The following is a 21,636-nucleotide window of genomic DNA, read 5'->3' on the forward strand; positions in this document are numbered from 1 at the left end:
TTCTCTAAGCAATTCATGGCATAGTATCCGCCAATAACGTCAGGCAAAAGGCGATGGCATGAAACAACGTGCAATGATTTTTGGCAATGTACCCAAGTTACCTATGAAATGGGCCACCGTGGTGATTCCTTTCTTTTTATCGTGTTTGATGAGTGGCATCATTTCCTTTATCAATATGATTCGTAATTTAGGCTGGATTGATGGTTTTTTTGCACTCTGGTTCAATAACTGGATGATTTCTTGGGCTTTTGCTTTTCCAGTGGTGCTGTTTGTTTTGCCAATGGTACGTAAATTCACTAGCCTGATTGTCGATATGTCACCTTTACAGCCACCGAAATAATCGTGATCTGTTCTCTGTTTAGGTTGATTCAAAGAACGTCGTACTCAAAAACATACGGTTATCAGAAATAAAAATCATTCAGATTTGGTTATCAAACTTCTAAATGCCTCCTTTACTGCAAAAGGAGCTAAGCTAGTCAGATGTCTGATGGCGTATCTCAATCCATGCGCCATTCGCAACTGATTTAGAATGAGATGAACAATGACCACCGCAAATCTGCAGCAAAAACGTCCTTTATATATTCCCTATGCTGGCAACAGCCTTTTAGAACTGCCTTTATTAAACAAAGGTTCTGCATTTTCTGAAGAAGAACGTACTCGTTTTAACCTGCATGGTTTAATTCCGCATGTAATTGAAAATATTGAAGAGCAAACCCAGCGTTCTTATCAGCAATATTGTGCTTTTAGTGATGCCATCAACAAACATATTTATTTACGCAATATTCAAGACACCAATGAAACCCTGTTTTATCACTTAATCGAGCAGCATTTGAGTGAGATGATGCCGATTATTTATACCCCAACGGTGGGTGAGGCATGTCAGCGTTTTTCCGATATTTATCGCCGTCATCGTGGTATTTTTATTTCGTACCCTGACCGCGCCCACATTGACGATATTGTGCAAAACATCAATAAAAAGAATGTCAAAGTGATTGTGATTACCGATGGAGAACGTATTTTAGGTCTGGGTGATCAGGGCATTGGTGGCATGGGCATTCCAATTGGGAAACTGTCTTTATATACCGCTTGTGGTGGTATTAGCCCTGCCTATACCTTGCCCATTACCCTCGATGTTGGTACCAATAACCCGCAATTGCTGAATGACCCAATTTATATGGGCTGGAATCAGCCGCGTATCAATGGTGAGGAATATTATCAATTTGTTGATCAAGTACTAAATGCGGTGAAACGTCGATGGCCAAAGGCATTAATTCAATTTGAAGATTTTGCTCAGAAAAATGCCATGCCGTTATTAAACAAATATCGTGATCAAATTTGCTGTTTTAATGATGATATTCAGGGTACGGCAGCAGTTTCTGTGGGCAGTTTAATTGCAGCATCACGGGCTGCGGGCAAACAATTGAAAGATCAAACCATTGCCTTCTTGGGCGCAGGTTCGGCAGGTTGTGGTATTGCCGAGCAAATTGTGGCGCAAATGGTGGTCGAAGGTCTAAGCGATGCTGAAGCGCGCGCTCGCATATTTATGGTAGACCGTTATGGCTTGTTTACCGATAATCAGCCGAACTTACTCGACTTCCAAAGCAAACTGGCACAAAGCACGGAACGTGTCACAGGTTGGGGCAATGCAGAAGGCATTATTTCATTATTGGATGTGATTCAGCATGCCAAACCAACCGTACTCATAGGCGTGTCAGGTCAACCGGGTTTATTTACTGAAGAGGTGATTAAAGCCTTGGCTGCCAACTGCGAGCGTCCAATTGTATTGCCACTTTCGAATCCAACCTCACAAGTCGAAGCGTTTCCTGCCGATATTTTGGAATGGACGGAAGGTAAGGCACTGATTGCCACAGGCAGTCCATTTGAGCCAGTGAATTATCAGGGCAAAATTTATAATATTTCGCAGTGCAATAACTCTTATATTTTCCCGGGCATTGGTTTAGGCGTGATTGCTGCAGGTGCAACGCGGGTGACTGATAGCATGCTCATTGCATCAAGTAATGCTTTGGCAGATTGTTCGCCATTGTTGAAAGACCCGAATGCAGATTTGTTGCCAGATTTAAATGAAATTCAGCAAGTTTCTAAGTTTATTGCTTTTAAGGTGGCAAAAGCTGCAATGGATGCAGGCGTCGCACCTGTGTTAGATGACGAAGCTTTACAACAGGCAATTGAAGCGAATTTCTGGAAGCCTGAATATCGTGATTATAAGCGTGTGACGTTTTAAGCAAAAATCTAGTGGTATTGTTAATCAAAGAAAACAAGGCGTGCCAATTGCACGCCTTGTTTTTATTTGAAAAGGTGTTGGTGATGTGATCACTTGGAATCTAAGTCTTCAACTGACCCTAAGCAATATAGTTCTGCTTTGGATTTAAATCGGCACAATTCAAAGGATTTAAGGCACATTGCAACTCATCAATTTGTTGCTCACTGACATAGCCTTGTCTAATCAGGTATTTCGCAACGTGGTCATCTCTCAGGCTTAAAAATGCAGCGTCATACACGCCTAAATCGACAAATAAGGCTGCAGTTTCAAGACTGTTAAAACGGTCTAAATACACGTCATTGCCATACAGTAGAAAAATATGTTCAGTGGGTGCATGCGCATCGACCTTTAAGCGTTCTGCCAATTCAAAAGGTGAGGTTTTAATGAACAGTAAATCGGACAATTCATCAAATTGAGCTGTATCGAGTTGTGCTTCATCTGTTTTGACTTTACCTAACCATGCTTTAAAGACCAATACAGCACCACCACGTAATAACATACTCCAAATATGTTGGCGCGTGCTTTGATCCAAGCCTTGCGCTTCTTGTTCCAAAACATCCAGTAATGGCTGCTCTTGTGCTGCAAGCTTGTCAAACAGACCTAAACCTTGTGGTTGATATGCGGCAGGACGAAACACATCAAAATTGAGTTCCTCAAAAACTTGCAGGGCTAAGGGCACTGCGGTTTGATACAGGGTATTTAGTGCTTGTAGGTGGGGAGCTTGGAGCTTGCTGTTTTGAAACAGACGATCCCAATGAATTTCGGGCAAAATCGCATTCACGCCATATTGACGATGGAGTTGCTGTGTTTGTTCTGCAAGCTGCTGTTCAGAGTTCACGGTATTCATGAGATTCTTCCTAAAACGTGAAAATAGGTCGATCAACGCTGATGGGGCGAGCATTTTATTTGGATGTGGTTTAGAGATGAACGCGCTGATCATTTCTTGTACTTAGTTATGCGCGTAGATCATCAACGAGTGTATAAGACTAAAGTCTAATAAGAGCGAGTCCGCTTGGAAAAGCCTTTATAAAATCGCCAATTAAAAAAATTGTAAGCAAGTTTGGGTGTATTTGCTTACAACTTCGTAAGGCTTTGCCATAGTGAATCTGATCATGATATTTAATGTGAATTGTATCGAATTAGAACCGAGTGTTTTTTGAAAGCTTTGGTCAATTGATGTGCCGGATCAGGTCAATTACTGTCAATATTCACAGCACATGTGTTGGATTTTCACTGTACCTATATTTCACTATGTAAAGTGAAGTCTTGTCATCAGACTGCTAAATGTAACCAAACCAGAAAATGTAACTAGGTTAGTGCTCTCATCGCAGTTTTATCTCTGAGAGATGAACGCCAAAATTAACCAAAGCCAGATAGCTGAATCAAGTGGCTGAAATTTTCAGACCCGATAACCAAGAGCGCAGTGATGCTGGTTTTAACGGTTTTTTCAGCAGGATGATATTGAGGTCTTTTAAACGCTGTGGCAATTCTGGATCAGAGTCTGCTGTAATTAACGCCACAGGAACATCAGCCTGACGATGTTCCAAAATGAAATCTAAACCGATTTTATCGTCATTTAAGTGCTGATCGATTAACCAAACTTGAATATGCTCACGTTGAATCAACTCAATTGCTTGTTCAGGTTCGGTGGCTTTAAATACATGATAGCCCCATTTACTTAGTAGAGTCGCCATACCTTCCAAAATGGTTTCATCATTGTCTAAACATAAAATCTTGTAGGCTTTGGATTTCAATGGCACCACTTGCACAGGTGCCGCCACCACTTTTGGTGCTTCGACAATCGGCACTTCAATCATAAAGCATGAGCCTTTGCCCAATTCTGAATAGACATGCACAGGGTAGTTCAATAAACGGGTCATACGATGCACAATCGCCAATCCAAGACCTAGACCTTGCTCACCCCAAGGTGAAGTATGTCCACAACGCTCAAATTCCTGAAACAGTTTAATACGTTGTTCTTCGGCAATACCTGGACCTGTATCCCACACCCCAATCCGAATATGTTGTAGTTGTTCTGCAGAACGTAATACCCCAACCACCACACGCCCTTTGGCGGTATAGCGCAGCGCATTGCTGACAAAGTTTTGAATAATACGACGAATCCATTGCGGGTCAGTGTCAATCCAGAACGGTACATCATGCACACGAAATTCAATGCCACGTTGTGCCGCAATAGATTTAAATTGCAGGCTTAAATCACTCAGTAAGTCATGTAATGGATAAGCCTGACGTTTCGGCTGAATTGTACCGCCTTCCAAACGGGCAATATCCAGCAAGGCCGAAATCATACTTTCTGCACCATGCAAGGCACGATCCAGTTGCTGTAAGGTTTTACGGTCTTCATCGGACTGAATGCTTTGTTCTAAAGCCGTACTGAACAAGCGTGCCGCATGCATCGGCTGTAATAAGTCATGACTGGCAGCGGCAATAAAGCGGCTTTTGGACATATTGGCTTTGTCGGCTTGTTCACGTGCCAATTGCTGCTCGGCCAAAGCATCGGCCAATTGTTGCGTGCGATCTTGTACCCGTGCTTCAAGTACCGCTTCGTTTTCACGGAAGGAGGTAATATCGGCAAAGGTGGTCACGAAACCACCGCCTTCAATTGGATTACCACGCATTTGAATCACACGACCATCTTTACGAATGCGTTCAAATTCATGTGCGCTGCCCAGTTTCATCCAGTGAATACGCTTACGCACGTGTTCTTCAATCGAGCCCGGGCCACATTCACCCCGTTCTGCGTTATAGCGAATCAAGTCGGCAATTGGGCAACCGACGTAGACAATATCTTTAGGATAATCAAATAGTTTAAGGTATTGATTATTCCATGCCACCAAACACATATTTTCATCGACCACACTCACGCCTTGGGTCATGTGGTCTATCATGGTCATGATTAGGTTTTGGTTAAAGCGTTGCCATTGCGAGGCTTGGTCAAGAATGTTCGCAACTTGCCCTAAAGCGAGTCCATTATTGACCATGGCGGTGGTGAGTAAGGTACGCGCAGATGCTGCACCAATAGTACCTGCCAAATATTGTTCGGTAAAACGCCACCACATGCCGTTGGCGTTTGCGTTTTCATTCAGCACCACATTATTTTGCTGACTAAACTGCTCAAAGGCTTGTCGGGCTGGAGATTCGCCTGTAATGCGTTTTGCAAGTGTGATTAAATCGCCTACTTTTAAACGTGCCACATCCTGATGTGAATAGCTGACCTCATTACTCATGTTCTGAGTTGGCAAAGGTTTGGTCTCATAATAAAAGAAACTTTCGGCCTGAATTTGTTCTGCCACACTTGGGCGAAAAATACGTGACACCCAAATGTATAACAATATATTTAAACCGAGCGCCCAAACGACCCCGTGTGTGAGCGGTGCAAAAGATTCAAAGCCAAGCAAGGATTCAGGGCGTAACCAGTTGATGCCCAAAGGCCCAAGCAATAAAAACTCACGGGTAAACTCGCTGAACTGACTTGGCAGGCTGCGTAAAATAGTCGGAAGTAGCAGGGTATAGGCCCACATCGCAAAACCAACAATTAAGCCTGCATAAACGCCCTGTTTACTGCCACCACGCCAATATAACCCCCCAATCAGGGCAGGGGAGAATTGCGCCACTGCACTAAAGGCCAACAAGCCAAACACAGAAAGCTGATCAATATCGTTAAAGAAATTGAAGAACAGGAAGCCAAGCAGCATCACCGCTAAAATACAAATGCGTCGGGTGACTTTCAACACCAAAGGCAAACGCTTGTCATGGCGTGAAAAAATGCCCATGCGCCACAAGGCAGGCATGATCAGATCATTACTCAACATGATTGACAGTGCTACCGAAGATACCAACAGCATGCCTGTCGAGGCCGAGAATCCCCCTAAGAACGCTAACAGCGTCAGCCAGTCCTGGTTATAGCTAAGTGGTAAAGACAATACCGCCACATCGGGGATGGCTAAATATTGCGGAGCTGCATGCAAAGCCCAACTGGCAATGGGAACAATCGCAATGGTGGTTAAAATCAGATAAACGGCAAACCAACGACGCGCACCTCGAATATGTTTTTCATCGCGCAGTTCGACCACAGCAACGTGAAACTGACGCGGCAAACAAATTATTGCTAAGGCCGCCAATAAGGTTTGAACCCAGAAGGTTTCAGGCACCCCAAACAGCTGCACTTCATGAAAGGTAATAGAGACATCGTTGGCAATTTGGTGAATATTGTCGGGGGCTTCAAATATAAAGAAGAAAGCCACAGCAAGCAGGGCAAATAATTTAACAAAGGATTCAAAGGCAACCGCGAGCATTAAGCCGCCGTGTTGTTCGGTATTGGCAATTTGTCGGGTACCAAATAGCATAGCTAAAATAGCCAATAAACCTGTGAGGAATAACACCGCATTGGTGGTACTTTCGACATTATTGCTTTGATCCAAAATCACTGCGGCACTAAGCGCAATTGCACGTAATTGCAGAGCCAAATAAGGAATAATTGCAATCACTGCCAAAATTGTGACCAGTGATGCCAGAGGTCCACTTTTCCCATAACGTGCGGCAACAAAGTCAGCAATAGATGAAATGGCGTGGTGTTGTCGTACGCGACCTAAACGTCGCCAAATATCATAACCAACAGCGACAAACAGTAATGGTCCTAAATAAATTGGTAAAAAAATGATCCCTTCACGAACGGCTGCGCCCGTTGCGCCATAAAAAGTCCATGATGAACAATACACCCCTAAAGTTAAGCTGAACATGAGCATGCGCCCACGTGAGCTTAAACGACTGGCATGTTTTTCCCCATAGAAAGCACAAATAAAAAGTAATGCGATATAGAGGGCTAAAACCCCCATAATGAGCCAGCTGTTCATGATGCCTTAAAAGTATCGACAATAGGGCTATGATAGCCTATTCCATAGCCTTTGCGATGAGGTTGATCATTTTTTTAGCGACCAAAGTCTAAATTGCAAATGAGGCTCAACATTGTTAATTTTAAGTTCGAAATAATTCGAATTAAAAATTTGCGCCTAAGGCAGGGCGCTTTAAGGAGCAGGTTATGGATGAGGTACAAGTAGATCGTATTCTACAAAACCCAAAATTCAAAGAAATGGTTCGCAGAAAAAGTAACCTAAGCTGGACATTAACAGCAATCATGTTGTTTGTGTACGTAGGTTTTATGCTTTTAGTGGGCTATAACAAAGAATTTTTATTGAGTTCAATTTCTGGCGGTGTGACGACTTGGGGTATTCCACTGGGTCTGGGCATTATCGTTTTATCTTTCATTTTATGTGCGGTTTACGCATCAATTGCGAATAGCAAACTTGACCAATTGAATGAAGAAGCGATGCGTGAAGTTGAAGCAATTACACATGAGAAAGGACCGCACTAAGATGAAATGGAATTCATTGAAAGCACTGGCTGCGTCTACTGTATTAATGTCAGGTATGGCATTTGCAGGACCAGATTTAGGTGCAGCAGAACAGCAGCCAACCAACTGGCCAGCAATTATTATGTTCTTGATTTTCGTTGGCGCAACTTTGTTCATTACTAAATGGGCAGCGAAGCAAACTACGAGCACTAAGGACTTCTATACCGCAGGCGGTGGTATTTCTGGTTTCCAAAATGGTCTAGCGATTGCAGGTGACTATATGTCAGCAGCATCGTTCCTCGGTATTTCCGCAATGGTGTTTATGTCAGGCTTTGATGGCTTGCTATATTCACTGGGCTTCATGGTGGGCTGGCCAATTGTATTGTTCTTGATTGCTGAACGTTTACGTAACTTAGGTAAATATAACCTTTCTGACGTGGTATCGTTCCGTCTAGCTGAAAAGCCGGTACGTACCCTTGCAGCATTCAGTTCACTTGTTGTGGTTGCGTTCTATCTGATTGCACAGATGGTAGGTGCGGGCCAGTTAATCAAACTACTCTTTGGTTTGAACTACAACCTTGCGGTAGTAATCGTGGGTCTACTCATGATGGCTTACGTAATGTTCGGTGGTATGTTGGCAACAACTTGGGTACAGATCATCAAAGCGGTGATGTTACTTTCAGGTGCAACTTTCATGGCCTTCATGGTAATGAAAGGTGTGGGCTTCAGTTTCACTAACATGTTCGAGCAATCGATCCAAGTATTCTCTAAAGTACATGACTTGAGCTTGGCAGATGCTGCAAACATTATGGGTCCTGGTAATTTAGCGTCTAACCCAATTGATGCAATCTCACTTGGTCTTGCGTTAATGTTCGGTACTGCAGGTTTACCACATATCTTGATGCGTTTCTTCACAGTAAAAGACGCGAAAGAAGCACGTAAATCAGTAGTTGTAGCAACAGGTTTCATTGGTTACTTCTACTTATTAACCTTCATCATTGGTTTTGGTGCGATCCTTTATGTATCAAACAACCCACAATTCCTTGATGTTGCGAAAATGGCAGTGACTGGCAAGTTAGAACTTGTTGGTGGTAACAACATGGCTGCGGTGCACTTGTCTGACGCAGTTGGCGGTGACTTGTTCATGGGCTTCATTTCAGCGGTAGCATTCGCAACAATTCTTGCGGTTGTAGCTGGTTTGACATTGTCTGGTGCTTCAGCAATCTCTCACGACTTGTATGCTAACGTATTCAAGAAAGGTCAAACGACTCCTGAATCTGAACTTCGCATGTCTAAAATTGCAACTTTAGGCTTAGCTATCTTCGCAATGATCTTGGGTATTCTTTTCGAGAAACAAAACGTTGCGTTTATGGTCGGTTTAGCATTCTCTGTAGCAGCATGTGCAAACTTCCCAGTACTTGTATTGTCTATGTACTGGAAAGGCTTAACGACTCGCGGTGCAGTGATTGGTGGGGTAGCAGGCTTAGTTTCAGCAGTCACCTTGATTGTATTGTCTAAAGCAGTTTGGGTAGATACGCTGCAAATTTCTGACACACCAATCAATCCATTCAATGGTCCTGCGATCTTTGCAATGCCACTTTCATTCTTCTGCTGCTGGTTGTTCTCTATCACTGACAACTCTGCGCAAGCACAAGCTGAACGTAAAGCATTCGATGCACAGTTCGTACGCTCACAAACTGGTATTGGTATCTCAGGTGCATCTGACCACTAAGGTCTGAAACACCCCAAAAAAAAGTCCCAGTCATGGGACTTTTTTTATGTCTGCCTGTTGGCTTGGGTAAGCATGCCGATAAATATTTTGAGTATTTATGGATACGGTTATTGAGATATGCAATTTTGATACAGAGTGATTGCATTACATGACTAAATAAGCTGCTATGTTGGATGCAATATAAAAAGAATAGGCAGCAGATATATGTACATATTAGACAATGTCTGGAAAAGGTTTCAGGTCTTGCCTTCGGCATGGCTGTTGTTTTTGCAGTTTGTGATTTTGCTACTTTCACTCTTTTCACAGCACAACATGCCCTATAAAGTCATAACATGGATGGTCGGCGTACTGGTCTTGTTATTGATTGCTAAAGTTATTCGTCAGACTCCTATGCTGAGTGTGCTGGGACTAAGTTTTGTATATGCTGCACTATTTTTTTCAGTATTGATTTTATTGGGGGTGCGGCATCCGCTGGTATTGGTACTGAGTCATGCCTGCGAAGCGGCTGCATATTTTAGTGCTGCTTATGGTTTATTGCGCTATATGTTTCATGATCGCTATTTAACCAAAGATGAGTTGTTTGCTGCGGCAGCAGTCTTTACTTTAATTGCTTGGGGATTTGCCTTTTTATATAGCATTTGCCAGATATTGATTCCACAGAGTTTTCAGAATCCAAATGTTATAGGCATGCAAAGCTGGCTAGACTTGCTGTTTCTGAGTTTTAGTTTGCAGTCTGCGACAGGCTTATCTGATCTTATACCGATCAGCCCAGAAGCACGGGTGATTGCCATGTTGCAAATGTTCTGTGGCGTGATGTATTTGGCATTGATCGTGTCACGTTTAATCGCATTGCAATACATTCGCCACTTACCGCATCATCACCATGATGATTCATCTGAGTGAAATAGCAGTTCAATTTTTTCATGAAATATTTCAGGCATAAAAAAAGACGCTCAGATGAGCGTCTTTTTTAACCTCAGTATCTAATGTGAAATTAGAAACGGAATTTAGCGTTTACACCAACAGTTTGAGTGTCACGAGCTACACCAACAGCATTCGCATTTACATAGCTAGCACCTACAGCAACTGCAGGAGTGATGAAGTAGTTTACGTTCGCGCCCCAAGCAGAATCGACATCAGTATTAGCACTTGTTTCTGCATAAGAAGCACCCACGCTAAGTGCTGGTGTTAAGTAAAGATCAGTTTTTAAGTTGTACATAGTATCTTCACCATATACAAGACCTGCTTCAAAACCAACAGCCATATTGGTGCCGTCAATTGCGCCTACATATTTTGTACGTGCAGTGATTGCGTCTTGGTCTTGATCGATTGTGTCTGACTCAAGCGCTGCTTTAGCAACACCATTAGCAAGGATATTGAAAGCATCTAAAGAATATTGATCGGCAACGCTTGTATAACCTACAGCAACCAAGAAGTTAGGCGCTACTACTGCACCAAGTTCTAAAGCATAACGGTCACCTTGGTCATCAGATTTAAGGTTATTTTTGCTGTCATTAATTGTATGGCTATATGCTGCACTTGCATAAACAGGTACAAGCTTAGTTGGTACATACGCTTCAGCTTTAGCACCATAAACATGAGATACGAAATCTTCATCTACAGCATCTACATCGTATTCACCATAGTTGTATGCTAAAGAGAAGTTAGAAGCTTGGTTTAAGAACGCAGCTTCAGCCAATGGACCTTTAGTCGCATCAACATTTTTGAAGTAGTAAGTACCTTGAACAGCGCCAGTGAAATTCTTATCATTTACTGTATTGTCGATGTATTCAGATTGACCTTGAACTTCGAATTGGTACGCTTGAGCACCGGTCATGGCTAATAATAATGCAGTGGCTAAACCGAGTTTTTTCATGATAGTTACCAGTTTTGTTAAAAATGGATGAAACATTGATCATTTTAGTGTAACAAATTATTAAGTCAATGAACTAAAAGGACTTTATTTAAGAATTAAGTCCAATTGACTTTGTTGTTTAAAAAATATTCAAATAAAATTTTTGCTGTCAACCTAAAAACTGTATGGTTAACAAGTCGATATGTTCGTTTTTGCAACAAAAGTAGAAATAATAAGCAAAGCATTAATTGGATTAATCGATCAGTTTTATTGAAATTATCTTTAATAATAATTCTTGGAATGTGAAGAATAACGGAAAAATTCACCTGTTTTAGGGTGAAATCATGATATTTGGGTAAAAAACAAGCAATAAAGAAGGCTTGTTTAGACTGAATTTGAGTGGAATATTTGAATTAATGTGAGTTTAGTCACATTAAATTTTAATATTTGTATAAAAATAAATCAGACTAGTTAGCTAAGCTTTACAATAACTGTGATTTATTTCATAATTGCAGCTTGAAGACCTACTACTCAAGTCAGGTTTGAAAATTATGTAACTTATCTCGTAATTTATCTTTCAAATCTTGAGCTTGCTTGATCTCGTAGTATGATCTAATTCTCCATAAATGTTTCGTTTTATCTGCCCAACTTTCCCCAAGGTTGGGTTTTTTTTGCAACTAAAAAAGCAGTGTCATTTTATTACCGCACCAATACAGTGCAATATATCTGTGTAAAAAATTAAACCCCATAAAAAAATCCCAGTTTTCTTTCAAAAACTGGGATTTTGCGCCAAATATGCGGGTAAATTTAGTTTTCTGCTGAGTAAAAACTAAATTCGCCCTAATGAGGTGCATTATGCACCTAAATGTTGCATCTGTAAAATATTTTTTGCATGTTGAACCATTATTTTGTATTTGTCGTTTTAAGCAAATGGCTCATGGGTATGCGCTTGGAAGTTTTCTTGAGTGAGCTGATCGAGTCAGACAGGTCTGAAATATTAGCCCAATTTAGCTGCCATATTTGCCGTTTAAACTAAAATCTAACTGAATTAATTATCTTTTTGGTAAGTATTTTAAGGGGTATTCATGTAATATAGGCGCCGATTTGGTGATCAAGTTCACGATTTTGCACAGTAATAATGACGTAGGTGAAACTTAGCATGATGATGAAGTTGCGCTCAGAACATATCAGTCAGCGATTGTGCATTTCGATGATCATTATTATCGTGTCATTACTTTTTATTTCTGTTCCTTCAATTGTGAATAGTTATCAAAGTTATAAAAGAGCTGAGCGAGCTTTAATCGAAGTTTCTGTTTTGCGTAATGTAGCTGAGCTGACCAATAATATTTCACGTGAGCGTGCGCCAGCCAATCAAGTCATGTCGAGTACGCCCGAGAAAAGAGCAGAATATATTGAAGAATTAAAACGCTATCGGGCTAATGTTGATCAGCAAATCGAAGAAACTACTCAACTACTCAAAAGCAAGGGTTTTATTCCGCATGCGCAGCATTTGTCACTTCAATTAAAATCTTCGTTAAAAGAGGGACGTGATGCGGTAGATGCTTATGCTGCAACTCCTCAGTCTTCTCGCAGTTCAGCTCAATTGGATCATGCGATTCAGAAAATGTTTGCTGCTTGGGATAGTTCTCAGTATGTATTGAAGCATGTGATGCTAGATTCTGTGGGCAAAGATTCGCGTGCATCAACTTATTATAGTGTGATTTTTATTTTATCGGAATTGCGTGATCAAGCTGGGCGAGTCGCATCGAATATTATGGCTGCCATCACTTTTGGTGAAAAAATTCCCGCGGAAAACTTAGCTAACTCCTTACAAAACCAGCGTCAAGCTTATCATTTATGGGACTTGGTGCATACGATTTTGCCTGAAGCACATAAAGTGCCTGAATATACAGCTTTACATCATCGCTTAAAGACTGAGTTTTTAGATCAAGGGATTCCAATCGTAAAGCAGCTGATGGAGCAGAGCTTACAGGATGAAGCTTATTCTTTGACAGGCACACAATTGACCGAAGTTATGGTGAATAAATTTAGCACCGTGGTCGACTTACAAAATTACTTGTTAGATTATAGTTTGAACTTAGCTAAAAAAGATTATATCAAAGCGCAGCAAAAACTTGTTTTAACTTTGGTGGTCGCATTAATTTCTTTGATGGCTGCTATTTTTACCATGGTCTATGCGCGTTCGAAGGTATTTATTCCTTTAATTCAGGCACGCAACCAAATTTTGCGCTTGGCAGCTTATGATCATGAAGCTCATGGTACGCAAAATCCAGACAAAGTAACACTTTTGGAGGCCATTCAAAAACTAAAACAACGCCTAGAGCAACGTGATATTTTAGAATTTCAGCTGCGTAATATTGCCAATACCGATGTTTTAACGGGTGTTTCCAACCGTTTGGCACTTGAAGAATACATCAAATATTTGGAACATCGACCTGAAAAATTGACCAAAACTGGTCTGATTATTTTGGATGTGGATAAATTCAAGCATATTAACGATACCTACGGGCATGTGGTGGGTGACCAAGCTATAAAATGTATTGCCGATACGCTCAAGGCGCATGTCCGTGCTTCAGACTTGGTGGTGCGTTATGGTGGCGATGAGTTTTTGGTTTTGATTGAGCAAATAGAATTCACTGAGGCGCTACATTTGGCAGATAAATTGCGCTGTCATATTGTGAATCAGGAATTTTTTATTCCAGAACTAAATGATTATATTCAAATATCAGTCAGTGCGGGCGTGGCGGTGGGTGCTGTATCATGGAGTAGCTTGTTCAAAAAGGCCGATAAACATTTATTTAGAGCCAAAGCACTTGGGCGCAATGCTGTTGCTGGTGACTAAGTCACAATCACAGGCTTTCTGGTATTTCCGAAATGAAAAAAGCCTCGCTTGAAAGATTCAGCGCAACCTTACGCTGAATATGGGTTCAAATTTGAATGAGCCAAAAACTGCAATCATCTATTTTAGCCTTTCAGCATTGGTTTTAAGAATTTTGCCGTGTGCGAAACTTTAGATTTTGCGACAGTTTCAGGTGTGCCTTCGGCAATGATTTGTCCACCGCCTGCACCGCCTTCAGGACCTAAATCGACAATCCAGTCTGCAGTTTTAATCACATCTAGATTGTGTTCAATCACCACAATGGTATTACCCTTATTGCGTAGCTCATGCAAGATATCGAGCAATTTGGCAATGTCATGGAAATGCAAACCAGTGGTCGGCTCATCCAGTACATACAAGGTTTTGCCTGTATCTCGCTTGGCCAGTTCACGCGCAAGTTTCACGCGCTGTGCTTCTCCACCAGATAACGTCGTGGCAGATTGTCCAAGGCGAATATAACCCAAGCCCACCTGATTTAAGGTTTCCAAACGACGATGAATCACAGGAATGGCATCAAAAAAATGCATGGCATCTTCAACGGTCATTTCCAACACATCAGAAATATTGCGACCTTTATAACTGACTTCCAAAGTTTCACGGTTATAGCGTTTACCATGACAGGCATCGCAAGGCACATACATATCTGGCAAGAAGTGCATGGCAACTTTAATCATACCATCGCCCTCACACGCCTCGCAGCGTCCCCCTTTGACGTTAAAGGAGAAGCGACCTGCTGCATACCCACGTGCTTTGGCTTCAGGGGTTTGCGCAAACAGTTCACGAATTGGAGTGAACAAGCCTGTATAGGTCGCAGGGTTCGAGCGTGGCGTTCGCCCAATTGGGCTTTGGTCAATATCCACAACTTTATCTAAATATTGTAGACCATCAATCGAGTCGAATTTTTCTGCGTTTAAGGTGGTGGCACCATTTAATTGAGTTGCAGCCAAAGGCAATAAAGTGCGGTTAATTAAGGTGGATTTTCCTGAACCCGACACGCCTGTGACACAAGTCATTACCCCTAAAGGCAAAGTGAGATCCACTTTTTTCAGGTTATGTCCTGCTGCGCCCATTAGCTTAATTTGTTGTTCGGGATATGGCGGTTGGGTGCGCGTTTTCGGCACTTCAATTTTTAATTTGCCCGATAGATATTGCCCTGTTAGGGAGTCTGCATGTTCGGCCAGTTCTGCATAGGTGCCTTCGGCAATAATATGTCCACCATGCACACCTGCACCTGGGCCAATATCAATAATATGGTCGGCAGCGCGAATCGCATCTTCATCGTGTTCTACCACTAACACCGTGTTACCCAAGTCACGTAAACGAATCAGGGTTTCCAACAGGCGATCATTGTCACGCTGGTGCAAGCCAATTGAAGGTTCATCTAGCACATACATCACGCCCATAAGCCCCGCACCAATTTGAGATGCCAAGCGGATACGTTGTGCTTCACCGCCTGAAAGAGTTTCGGCGGAGCGTGACAGACTTAAATAATTCAAACCCACCGACACTAAAAAGTGCAGACGTTCACGAATTTCTTTAAAGATTTTATCTGCGACTTCACCTTTGGCCCCTTCAAGATTTAAGCCTTGATAGTAGTCTTCGGCATCGCCAATCGACATTTGGGTAATTTGAGCAATGGTTTTGTCTTTCACGCGGACATTACGAGAGATTTCATTTAAACGTGAACCACCGCAGGCATCACAGGCAGCATTAGATAAATACTGCGCCAAATCATCACGTACATAATTACTTTCGGTTTCACGGTAACGACGTTCTAAATGCGGTAACACGCCTTCAAACGCAATCACACGTTTATGGTGGCGTCCACGTTCATCAGTATAGCTCAGGTCAATTTTGTCTTTACCTGTGCCATACAGGAATTTCTTTTGTGTCACGCTGTCCAGCTGATTCCATGCCGTATCGAGTGAGAGTTCATAATGTGCCGCGACTTTTTCCAGCATGCTGTAATAATACGGACGCTGTCTGTCCCAGCCGCGAATTGCGCCCTGACTAATCGACAGTTCAGGGTTTGGAATCAATTTTTCCGCACTGAAATGGCTACGTGTCCCCAAACCATCACAAGTTGGACAAGCGCCAAAAGGGTTGTTAAATGAGAACAGGCGCGGTTCAAGTTCTGCCACGGCACGGTCACATTGCGGGCAAGAGTGCTTGGCCGAAAAAATACGATCAGGTTGTTCCGCATTCATCCACGATAAAATGGCTAAATCGCCACCTAAACGCAGTGCAGTTTCAAAGCTTTCGGCAATACGGTTGCCCAAATCATCTCGGACTTTAAAACGGTCTACCACCACTTCAATGGTATGTTTTTTCTTTTTATCGAGTTCTGGTGGTGGGTCAATGTCCATGACTTCGCCATCCACTCGGGCGCGTACAAAACCCTGACTTTGTAGTTGCTCAAACAGATGCACATATTCGCCTTTACGCTCACGAATTACTGGCGCGAGGAGCATTAAGGCAGTGCCTTCTTCTAGTGCTTTTACAGCATCGACCATTTCTGAAACGGTTTGCGCGACCATCGGTAAATCATGTTCAGGGCAGTACGGTGTACCAACACGTGCATACAGTAAACGCAAATAGTCGTAAATTTCGGTAATGGTCCCCACGGTTGAACGCGGGTTATGACTGGTCGACTTTTGTTCAATAGCAATTGCAGGGCTTAGACCTTCAATTGAATCGACTTCGGGTTTTTCCATTTGCGATAAAAACTGGCGTGCGTAGGCAGAAAGAGATTCGACATAACGACGTTGCCCTTCGGCATAGAGGGTATCAAATGCCAGTGAAGATTTTCCTGAACCAGATAAACCCGTAATTACCACAAATTTATCGCGTGGAATATCAAGGTTCACGTTTTTTAGGTTATGGGTACGTGCACCTCGAATACGGATATGACTTTGGCTCATAAAAACTTCTCGATATTTTGCAAATGAAAAACCTATATATGATAGCGCATGAAAAGTGTTCAAGTGTTATTTTTCATGCTTTATCGGTTATGGCTTGTCGCAGTGTATGGGGTGATCGCCATACAGTGTGTGAGGGCGGCAGTTAAGCTTGATCTAAACCTGGCCACTGACGTTGATGGTAGGCACTGTCCCAAAATAACCATTCCAGTTCTGCGGCTTTGGTGTAAGCGTGGTGCATTTTTTCAAGGGTGTCGGCATCACAGCGCGCAGCAACACGGTCAATGGTTTGAATCACATTATTGACTGCAGTGTGGAACTCCTCGCCTGAATAGGTATCGACCCATGCCTGATACGGATTATTCGGTGCAGAATTATTGACGATATCTTTACCAACTTCGGCATAAATCCAGAAACATGGCAGTAGTGATGCCAATACCACAGGATAGCTTTCTGACCATGCGGTTGCGACTAAATAAGAGGTGTAATGATGGCAGGCAAGAGTCAGCGGAGTGTTTTCAAATTCCTGTTTGGAAATATCAAACTCCTGCATAAAGCTGTCATGTAAGGTACGTTCCACCACAATTGCAATTTTGGCTGCATCTGCGAACTGAATAATATCATCTGTATCAAAAGCTTTGGCTGCACAGACGGCCAGCGCGCGCCCGTAGGCAATTAAGTAATGTGAATCTTGAATCACATAATGCGCAAAGGCAGCTTTACTCAAGGTGCCTTGAGCCAATTCCTGATTAAACGGTAACGCGAGCGTCTTGTGATAAAGGGCAAGGTTACGTTGCCAAGCATCTTGAGAAAAGCGCATCCTAAATTCCTATATGTCGTTGCATTTCACTATAGCAGTTTGGGAACGGAAAGTACGGTTGTCGCTGTATCTGATCGGGAAACCAAAAATCATACGAAGAATTTTGCCGAAGTTGAGAAAAAAGCGTCATAATTGCAGCATAAAATTTTACATTCTCAGTTTTTGTCCGATTTAAAACTCGGGCAATTCAACTTTCAGAATTTTTACATCTGTTAAAGCTTAATAAAACTGTACTTTGTGTTGATCGTACAAATTCGGCAGATGAAAAGTTCAGATCAAAATATAGTGATAGGTCGTTTCTCATGATGAAACATTTTGGTTTCTCAATCGTATTTTCGATTGTGTGTCTTGCGCTATCTGCATACTGGGGCTATACCCATGGCCCAGAAGCAGGTGTGCAAACCATGCTTACCGCACTAACCATTACCGCAATTTTGGCGATTATGGAAGTGTCGTTGTCGTTTGATAACGCGGTGGTGAATGCGTCAGTGCTGCGCGGTTGGGATCATTTCTGGAAAATGCTGTTTTTAACCGTGGGGATTATCATTGCAGTTTTTGGTATGCGTTTAATTTTCCCTGTGGTCATTGTGGCGGTCACTGCCGATATGGGCATGATGGAAGTGGTGCAACTGGCATTGAATGATCCGAAGCAATATTCGGCTAAACTGATGGCACATCACCCTGAAATTGCTGCTTTTGGTGGCGCATTCTTGTTGATGGTTTTCCTAAACTTTTTCTTGGATGATGAAAAAGACACGCACTGGTTTAGATGGTTTGAGCGTCGTTTGAGCAATCTGGCAAGCGTGCCTGCCATGTCGGTATTTTTGGCCTTAGTGACTTTGTTAATCATGGCGGCCAATGTGGTGGAAGATAAGCGCCTTGTGGTGACGATGGCGGGTATTTGGGGCATCGTGATTTATATTGGCGTACAAGTGCTGAGTCACATGCTGGGCGGTGAACCAGAGGTCGATGAACAGGGCAATGCTGTGCGTCATGACGAAAATGGCGTACCGACAGGCGTGGTGAAAGCAGGTATTGGCGGCTTTTTATATCTAGAAGTGCTAGATGCCTCGTTCAGTTTTGATGGTGTCATTGGTGCATTTGCAATCACCTCTGACGTGGTGATCATCATGTTAGGCTTGGCGATTGGTGCAATTTTCGTGCGTTCGATGACGATTTATTTGGTCGATAAAGGCACCTTGGATGCCTATATTTACCTTGAACACGGTGCGCACTACGCGATTGGTGCTTTAGCCTTTATTATGATTGCCAGCGGTACAGGCTTGCATGTGCCAGAAGTGGTGACAGGTTTAATTGGTGTAGCCTTTATTGTTTGGGCGGTGATTGCATCTATTCAATTTAAAAAGCGTCAGGCAAAAGCGGGTTAAGTCTATGCTGATGTCCGTTACTATATTGTTGCGAAATCATAGAGTAATACAGTGACGAAGACTGTATAAAATATAAATTTGGGTGCACAGCGTTGCGCCCTTTTTTATTGAAATCGAAAGCTTGTTGAATAAACATCTGGAAAAATCAGCATCCTTAAGCTGAATGTTGTAGGATATCTGCAAATTCAAAATTATTTAGTTTTAGTCGATTGATATGATGAATGCCTTAGAACGCCGCTCGACCTTTGCTTTAAGCAGTATTTTTGCATTGCGCATGTTGGGTCTGTTCATGATTATTCCTGTATTTTCAGTGGCAGGGCAGTCATATCAATACGCAACTCCTGCACTCATTGGTCTTGCTGTTGGTGTTTATGGGCTTACCCAAGCCATTTTGCAAATTCCATTTAGCTTGATTGCAGACCGTTATAGTCGTAAGCCATTGGTGGTTTTGGGCTTATTGCTGTTTGCCTTAGGCGGTGCAATTGCAGCCATGTCCGACACCATTTATGGCGTGATTATTGGCCGTGCCATTGCTGGTGGTGGTGCGGTATCTGCTGTGGTGATGGCATTATTGGCCGATGTGACCCGTGAAGAAAACCGCATGAAAGCCATGGCGGTGATGGGTATGAGTATCGGTATGTCCTTTGTGGTGGCCTTTAGTTTAGGACCGTGGCTGACAGGTCTAGTTGGTATTTCAGGGCTGTTTTGGGTGACTACAGTAATGGGACTAGCAGCAATTCTCATGCTGTTATTGGTGCCTAAAGTCACGCGTCATCATCGCAATTTTCAGCAAGGCTATATCACTCAGTTAAAGCAAGTCCTGAAAATGGGCGATTTAAACCGTCTGCATGTATCGGTATTTACCCTACATTTATTACTTACTGCCATGTTTATTTATGTGCCTTCGCAATTAATCCAATTTGCCGATATTCCTTTGCAGCATCATGGTTGGGTGTATTTGCCATTGTTGTTGGTCAGTCTGTTCGTAGCATTTCCAAGCATTGTTTTGGCAGAAAAATATCGCAAAATGCGTGGCATTTTCCTGACTGCAATTGCAGGTATTATTTTAGGTCTGTTGGTGCTGATTTTTGGGTTTGAATCGAAGTACATCCTTTTATTGGGTTTGGGCTTATTCTTTATTGCTTTTAACGTTATGGAAGCGTTATTACCTTCGTGGTTGTCAAAGGCTGCACCAATTCAATCTAAAGCCACCGCGATGGGTGTGAATGCGAGCAGTCAGTTTTTGGGCGCATTTTTTGGTGGGATGATTGGTGGGCAATTGTTGATGCTCAACCACACCGCAATGGGTTGGAGTATTTTGACTGCGATTGCTATAATTTGGCTGCTTGTTAGTTTTGGATTGGCGCAGCCGCGCTATCTTTCGTCTTTGGTGTTGCGCTTGCCTGAGAATAGAGAAACAGATGAATGGACTTCTCAGTTATTGGCAATTCGTGGTATTGAAGAGGTTGTGGTGATGTCTGACCAACAAGTGGCGTATGTAAAGGTTGATAAACAGCATATTGATGATGCTGCGCGACAACAATTAACGCACTTGTTTGGGAAAGAGGTAGCCATTTAAGCATAACTCTTATAAAGTAAATAATAGAAACAAATAGGAAGAAAACATCTAATGCGTGGTGTAAATAAAGTCATCTTAGTGGGTACTTTAGGTCGTGATCCTGAAACAAAAACTTTCCCAAATGGGGGTTCTCTCACTCAATTTTCTATCGCAACCAGTGATGTCTGGACAGACAAAAATACAGGTGAGCGTAAAGAGCAAACAGAGTGGCATCGCATTGTTTTACATAACCGTTTAGGCGAGATTGCACAGCAATATTTACGCAAAGGTTCTAAAGTATATATTGAAGGTTCATTGCGTACACGTCAGTGGACCGATCAAAATGGTCAAGAGCGTTACACCACTGAAATTCGTGGTGATCAAATGCAAATGCTCGATTCTTCGAACCGTGGACAATCTGACCAGCAAGATGGTGGGTTTGCTCAACCACGTTTTAACAATAACCAAGCTCCAGCCACAGGTTATGCGAATCAAAATCAAGGCGGTTTTAACCAAAATCAGGGTGGCGGCTATGCCAACAATAACCCGAGTGGTTTTGCACCGAAGCCACAAGCTGCGCCTGCAACTGCACCAGCAGATTTAGATGATGATCTACCGTTCTAACTTAAGTTAAAACGGCAAATCATCCTCCAAACCCTTTGTTTCGACAAAGGGTTTTTTTATGCAGATATACAGCAAATATCTATTTTCTCGATTAAATTTCAAACTATGATAGGATTATTAATTCATAAATCCGATTATTTTTATAAAAAAACACTGTTTTACCGATTCTTTGGTTTTTCGTATTCTAGCT

Annotated in this window: 14 protein-coding genes; 9 read left to right on the top strand and 5 right to left on the bottom strand. The window is 42.4% G+C overall.

The window, feature by feature from the left end; translation table 11 throughout:
- Positions 1–58: 58 nt before the first annotated feature.
- Together BJN41_RS10300 and BJN41_RS10305 are read left to right on the top strand one after the other, a co-directional pair.
- Entirely contained in the window at positions 59–340 is a 282-nt protein-coding gene (locus BJN41_RS10300; protein ID WP_019837142.1) for a DUF2798 domain-containing protein, read from the top strand.
- 201 nt (positions 341–541) lie between these two features.
- Entirely contained in the window at positions 542–2,242 is a 1,701-nt protein-coding gene (locus tag BJN41_RS10305; protein WP_070155033.1) for an NAD-dependent malic enzyme, read from the top strand.
- A gap of 118 nt (positions 2,243–2,360) precedes the next feature.
- Here the strand turns inward: BJN41_RS10305 and BJN41_RS10310 are convergent, their stop codons facing one another.
- Together BJN41_RS10310 and BJN41_RS10315 are read right to left on the bottom strand one after the other, a co-directional pair.
- Positions 2,361–3,128, bottom strand: a complete 768-nt coding sequence (locus BJN41_RS10310) for a hypothetical protein (RefSeq protein WP_019837144.1) — start codon at positions 3,126–3,128, stop codon at positions 2,361–2,363.
- Between the two features lie 535 nt (positions 3,129–3,663).
- Positions 3,664–7,155, bottom strand: coding sequence for a PAS domain-containing hybrid sensor histidine kinase/response regulator (locus BJN41_RS10315; protein WP_019837145.1), 3,492 nt, complete (start codon positions 7,153–7,155; stop codon positions 3,664–3,666).
- A gap of 185 nt (positions 7,156–7,340) precedes the next feature.
- Here BJN41_RS10315 and BJN41_RS10320 point away from each other — a divergent pair, with 185 nt between their 5' ends.
- The 3 genes from BJN41_RS10320 (at position 7,341) to BJN41_RS10330 (ending at position 10,287) form a co-directional block, all read left to right on the top strand.
- Positions 7,341–7,673, top strand: coding sequence for a DUF485 domain-containing protein (locus BJN41_RS10320; protein ID WP_019837146.1), 333 nt, complete (start codon positions 7,341–7,343; stop codon positions 7,671–7,673).
- A 1-nt stretch (position 7,674) separates the two neighbouring features.
- A complete protein-coding gene (locus BJN41_RS10325; protein ID WP_019837147.1) occupies positions 7,675–9,384 on the top strand; it encodes a cation acetate symporter in 1,710 nt (569 codons plus the stop codon).
- A 204-nt stretch (positions 9,385–9,588) separates the two neighbouring features.
- Entirely contained in the window at positions 9,589–10,287 is a 699-nt protein-coding gene (locus BJN41_RS10330; protein WP_019837148.1) for an ion channel, read from the top strand.
- A gap of 91 nt (positions 10,288–10,378) precedes the next feature.
- Here BJN41_RS10330 and omp33-36 read toward each other — a convergent pair whose 3' ends face one another.
- The gene (omp33-36, locus tag BJN41_RS10335; protein ID WP_074964465.1) at positions 10,379–11,296 is read right to left on the bottom strand and encodes a porin Omp33-36; all 918 of its coding nucleotides are present in this window, start codon (positions 11,294–11,296) and stop codon (positions 10,379–10,381) included.
- A gap of 1,102 nt (positions 11,297–12,398) precedes the next feature.
- On the opposite strand from omp33-36, the gene BJN41_RS10340 reads away from it, so the two are divergent.
- Positions 12,399–14,102: a sensor domain-containing diguanylate cyclase gene (locus BJN41_RS10340; RefSeq protein WP_026438109.1), complete on the top strand. Its 1,704-nt coding sequence runs from the start codon at positions 12,399–12,401 to the stop codon at positions 14,100–14,102.
- 122 nt (positions 14,103–14,224) lie between these two features.
- Here BJN41_RS10340 and uvrA read toward each other — a convergent pair whose 3' ends face one another.
- Positions 14,225–17,059: an excinuclease ABC subunit UvrA gene (gene uvrA / locus BJN41_RS10345; protein WP_070155035.1), complete on the bottom strand. Its 2,835-nt coding sequence runs from the start codon at positions 17,057–17,059 to the stop codon at positions 14,225–14,227.
- A gap of 142 nt (positions 17,060–17,201) precedes the next feature.
- The gene (gene tenA / locus BJN41_RS10350; protein WP_070155037.1) at positions 17,202–17,876 is read right to left on the bottom strand and encodes a thiaminase II; all 675 of its coding nucleotides are present in this window, start codon (positions 17,874–17,876) and stop codon (positions 17,202–17,204) included.
- 302 nt (positions 17,877–18,178) lie between these two features.
- On the opposite strand from tenA, the gene BJN41_RS10355 reads away from it, so the two are divergent.
- The 3 genes from BJN41_RS10355 (at position 18,179) to ssb (ending at position 21,446) form a co-directional block, all read left to right on the top strand.
- The gene (locus BJN41_RS10355) at positions 18,179–19,264 is read left to right on the top strand and encodes a DUF475 domain-containing protein (RefSeq protein WP_070155039.1); all 1,086 of its coding nucleotides are present in this window, start codon (positions 18,179–18,181) and stop codon (positions 19,262–19,264) included.
- A 214-nt stretch (positions 19,265–19,478) separates the two neighbouring features.
- A complete protein-coding gene (locus BJN41_RS10360; protein WP_019837155.1) occupies positions 19,479–20,843 on the top strand; it encodes an MFS transporter in 1,365 nt (454 codons plus the stop codon).
- A gap of 51 nt (positions 20,844–20,894) precedes the next feature.
- A complete protein-coding gene (ssb, locus tag BJN41_RS10365) occupies positions 20,895–21,446 on the top strand; it encodes a single-stranded DNA-binding protein (protein WP_004970192.1) in 552 nt (183 codons plus the stop codon).
- The last annotated feature ends 190 nt before the right edge of the window (positions 21,447–21,636 follow it).

This window comes from Acinetobacter towneri, from assembly GCF_001758345.1.
Taxonomy (GTDB): domain Bacteria; phylum Pseudomonadota; class Gammaproteobacteria; order Pseudomonadales; family Moraxellaceae; genus Acinetobacter; species Acinetobacter towneri_A.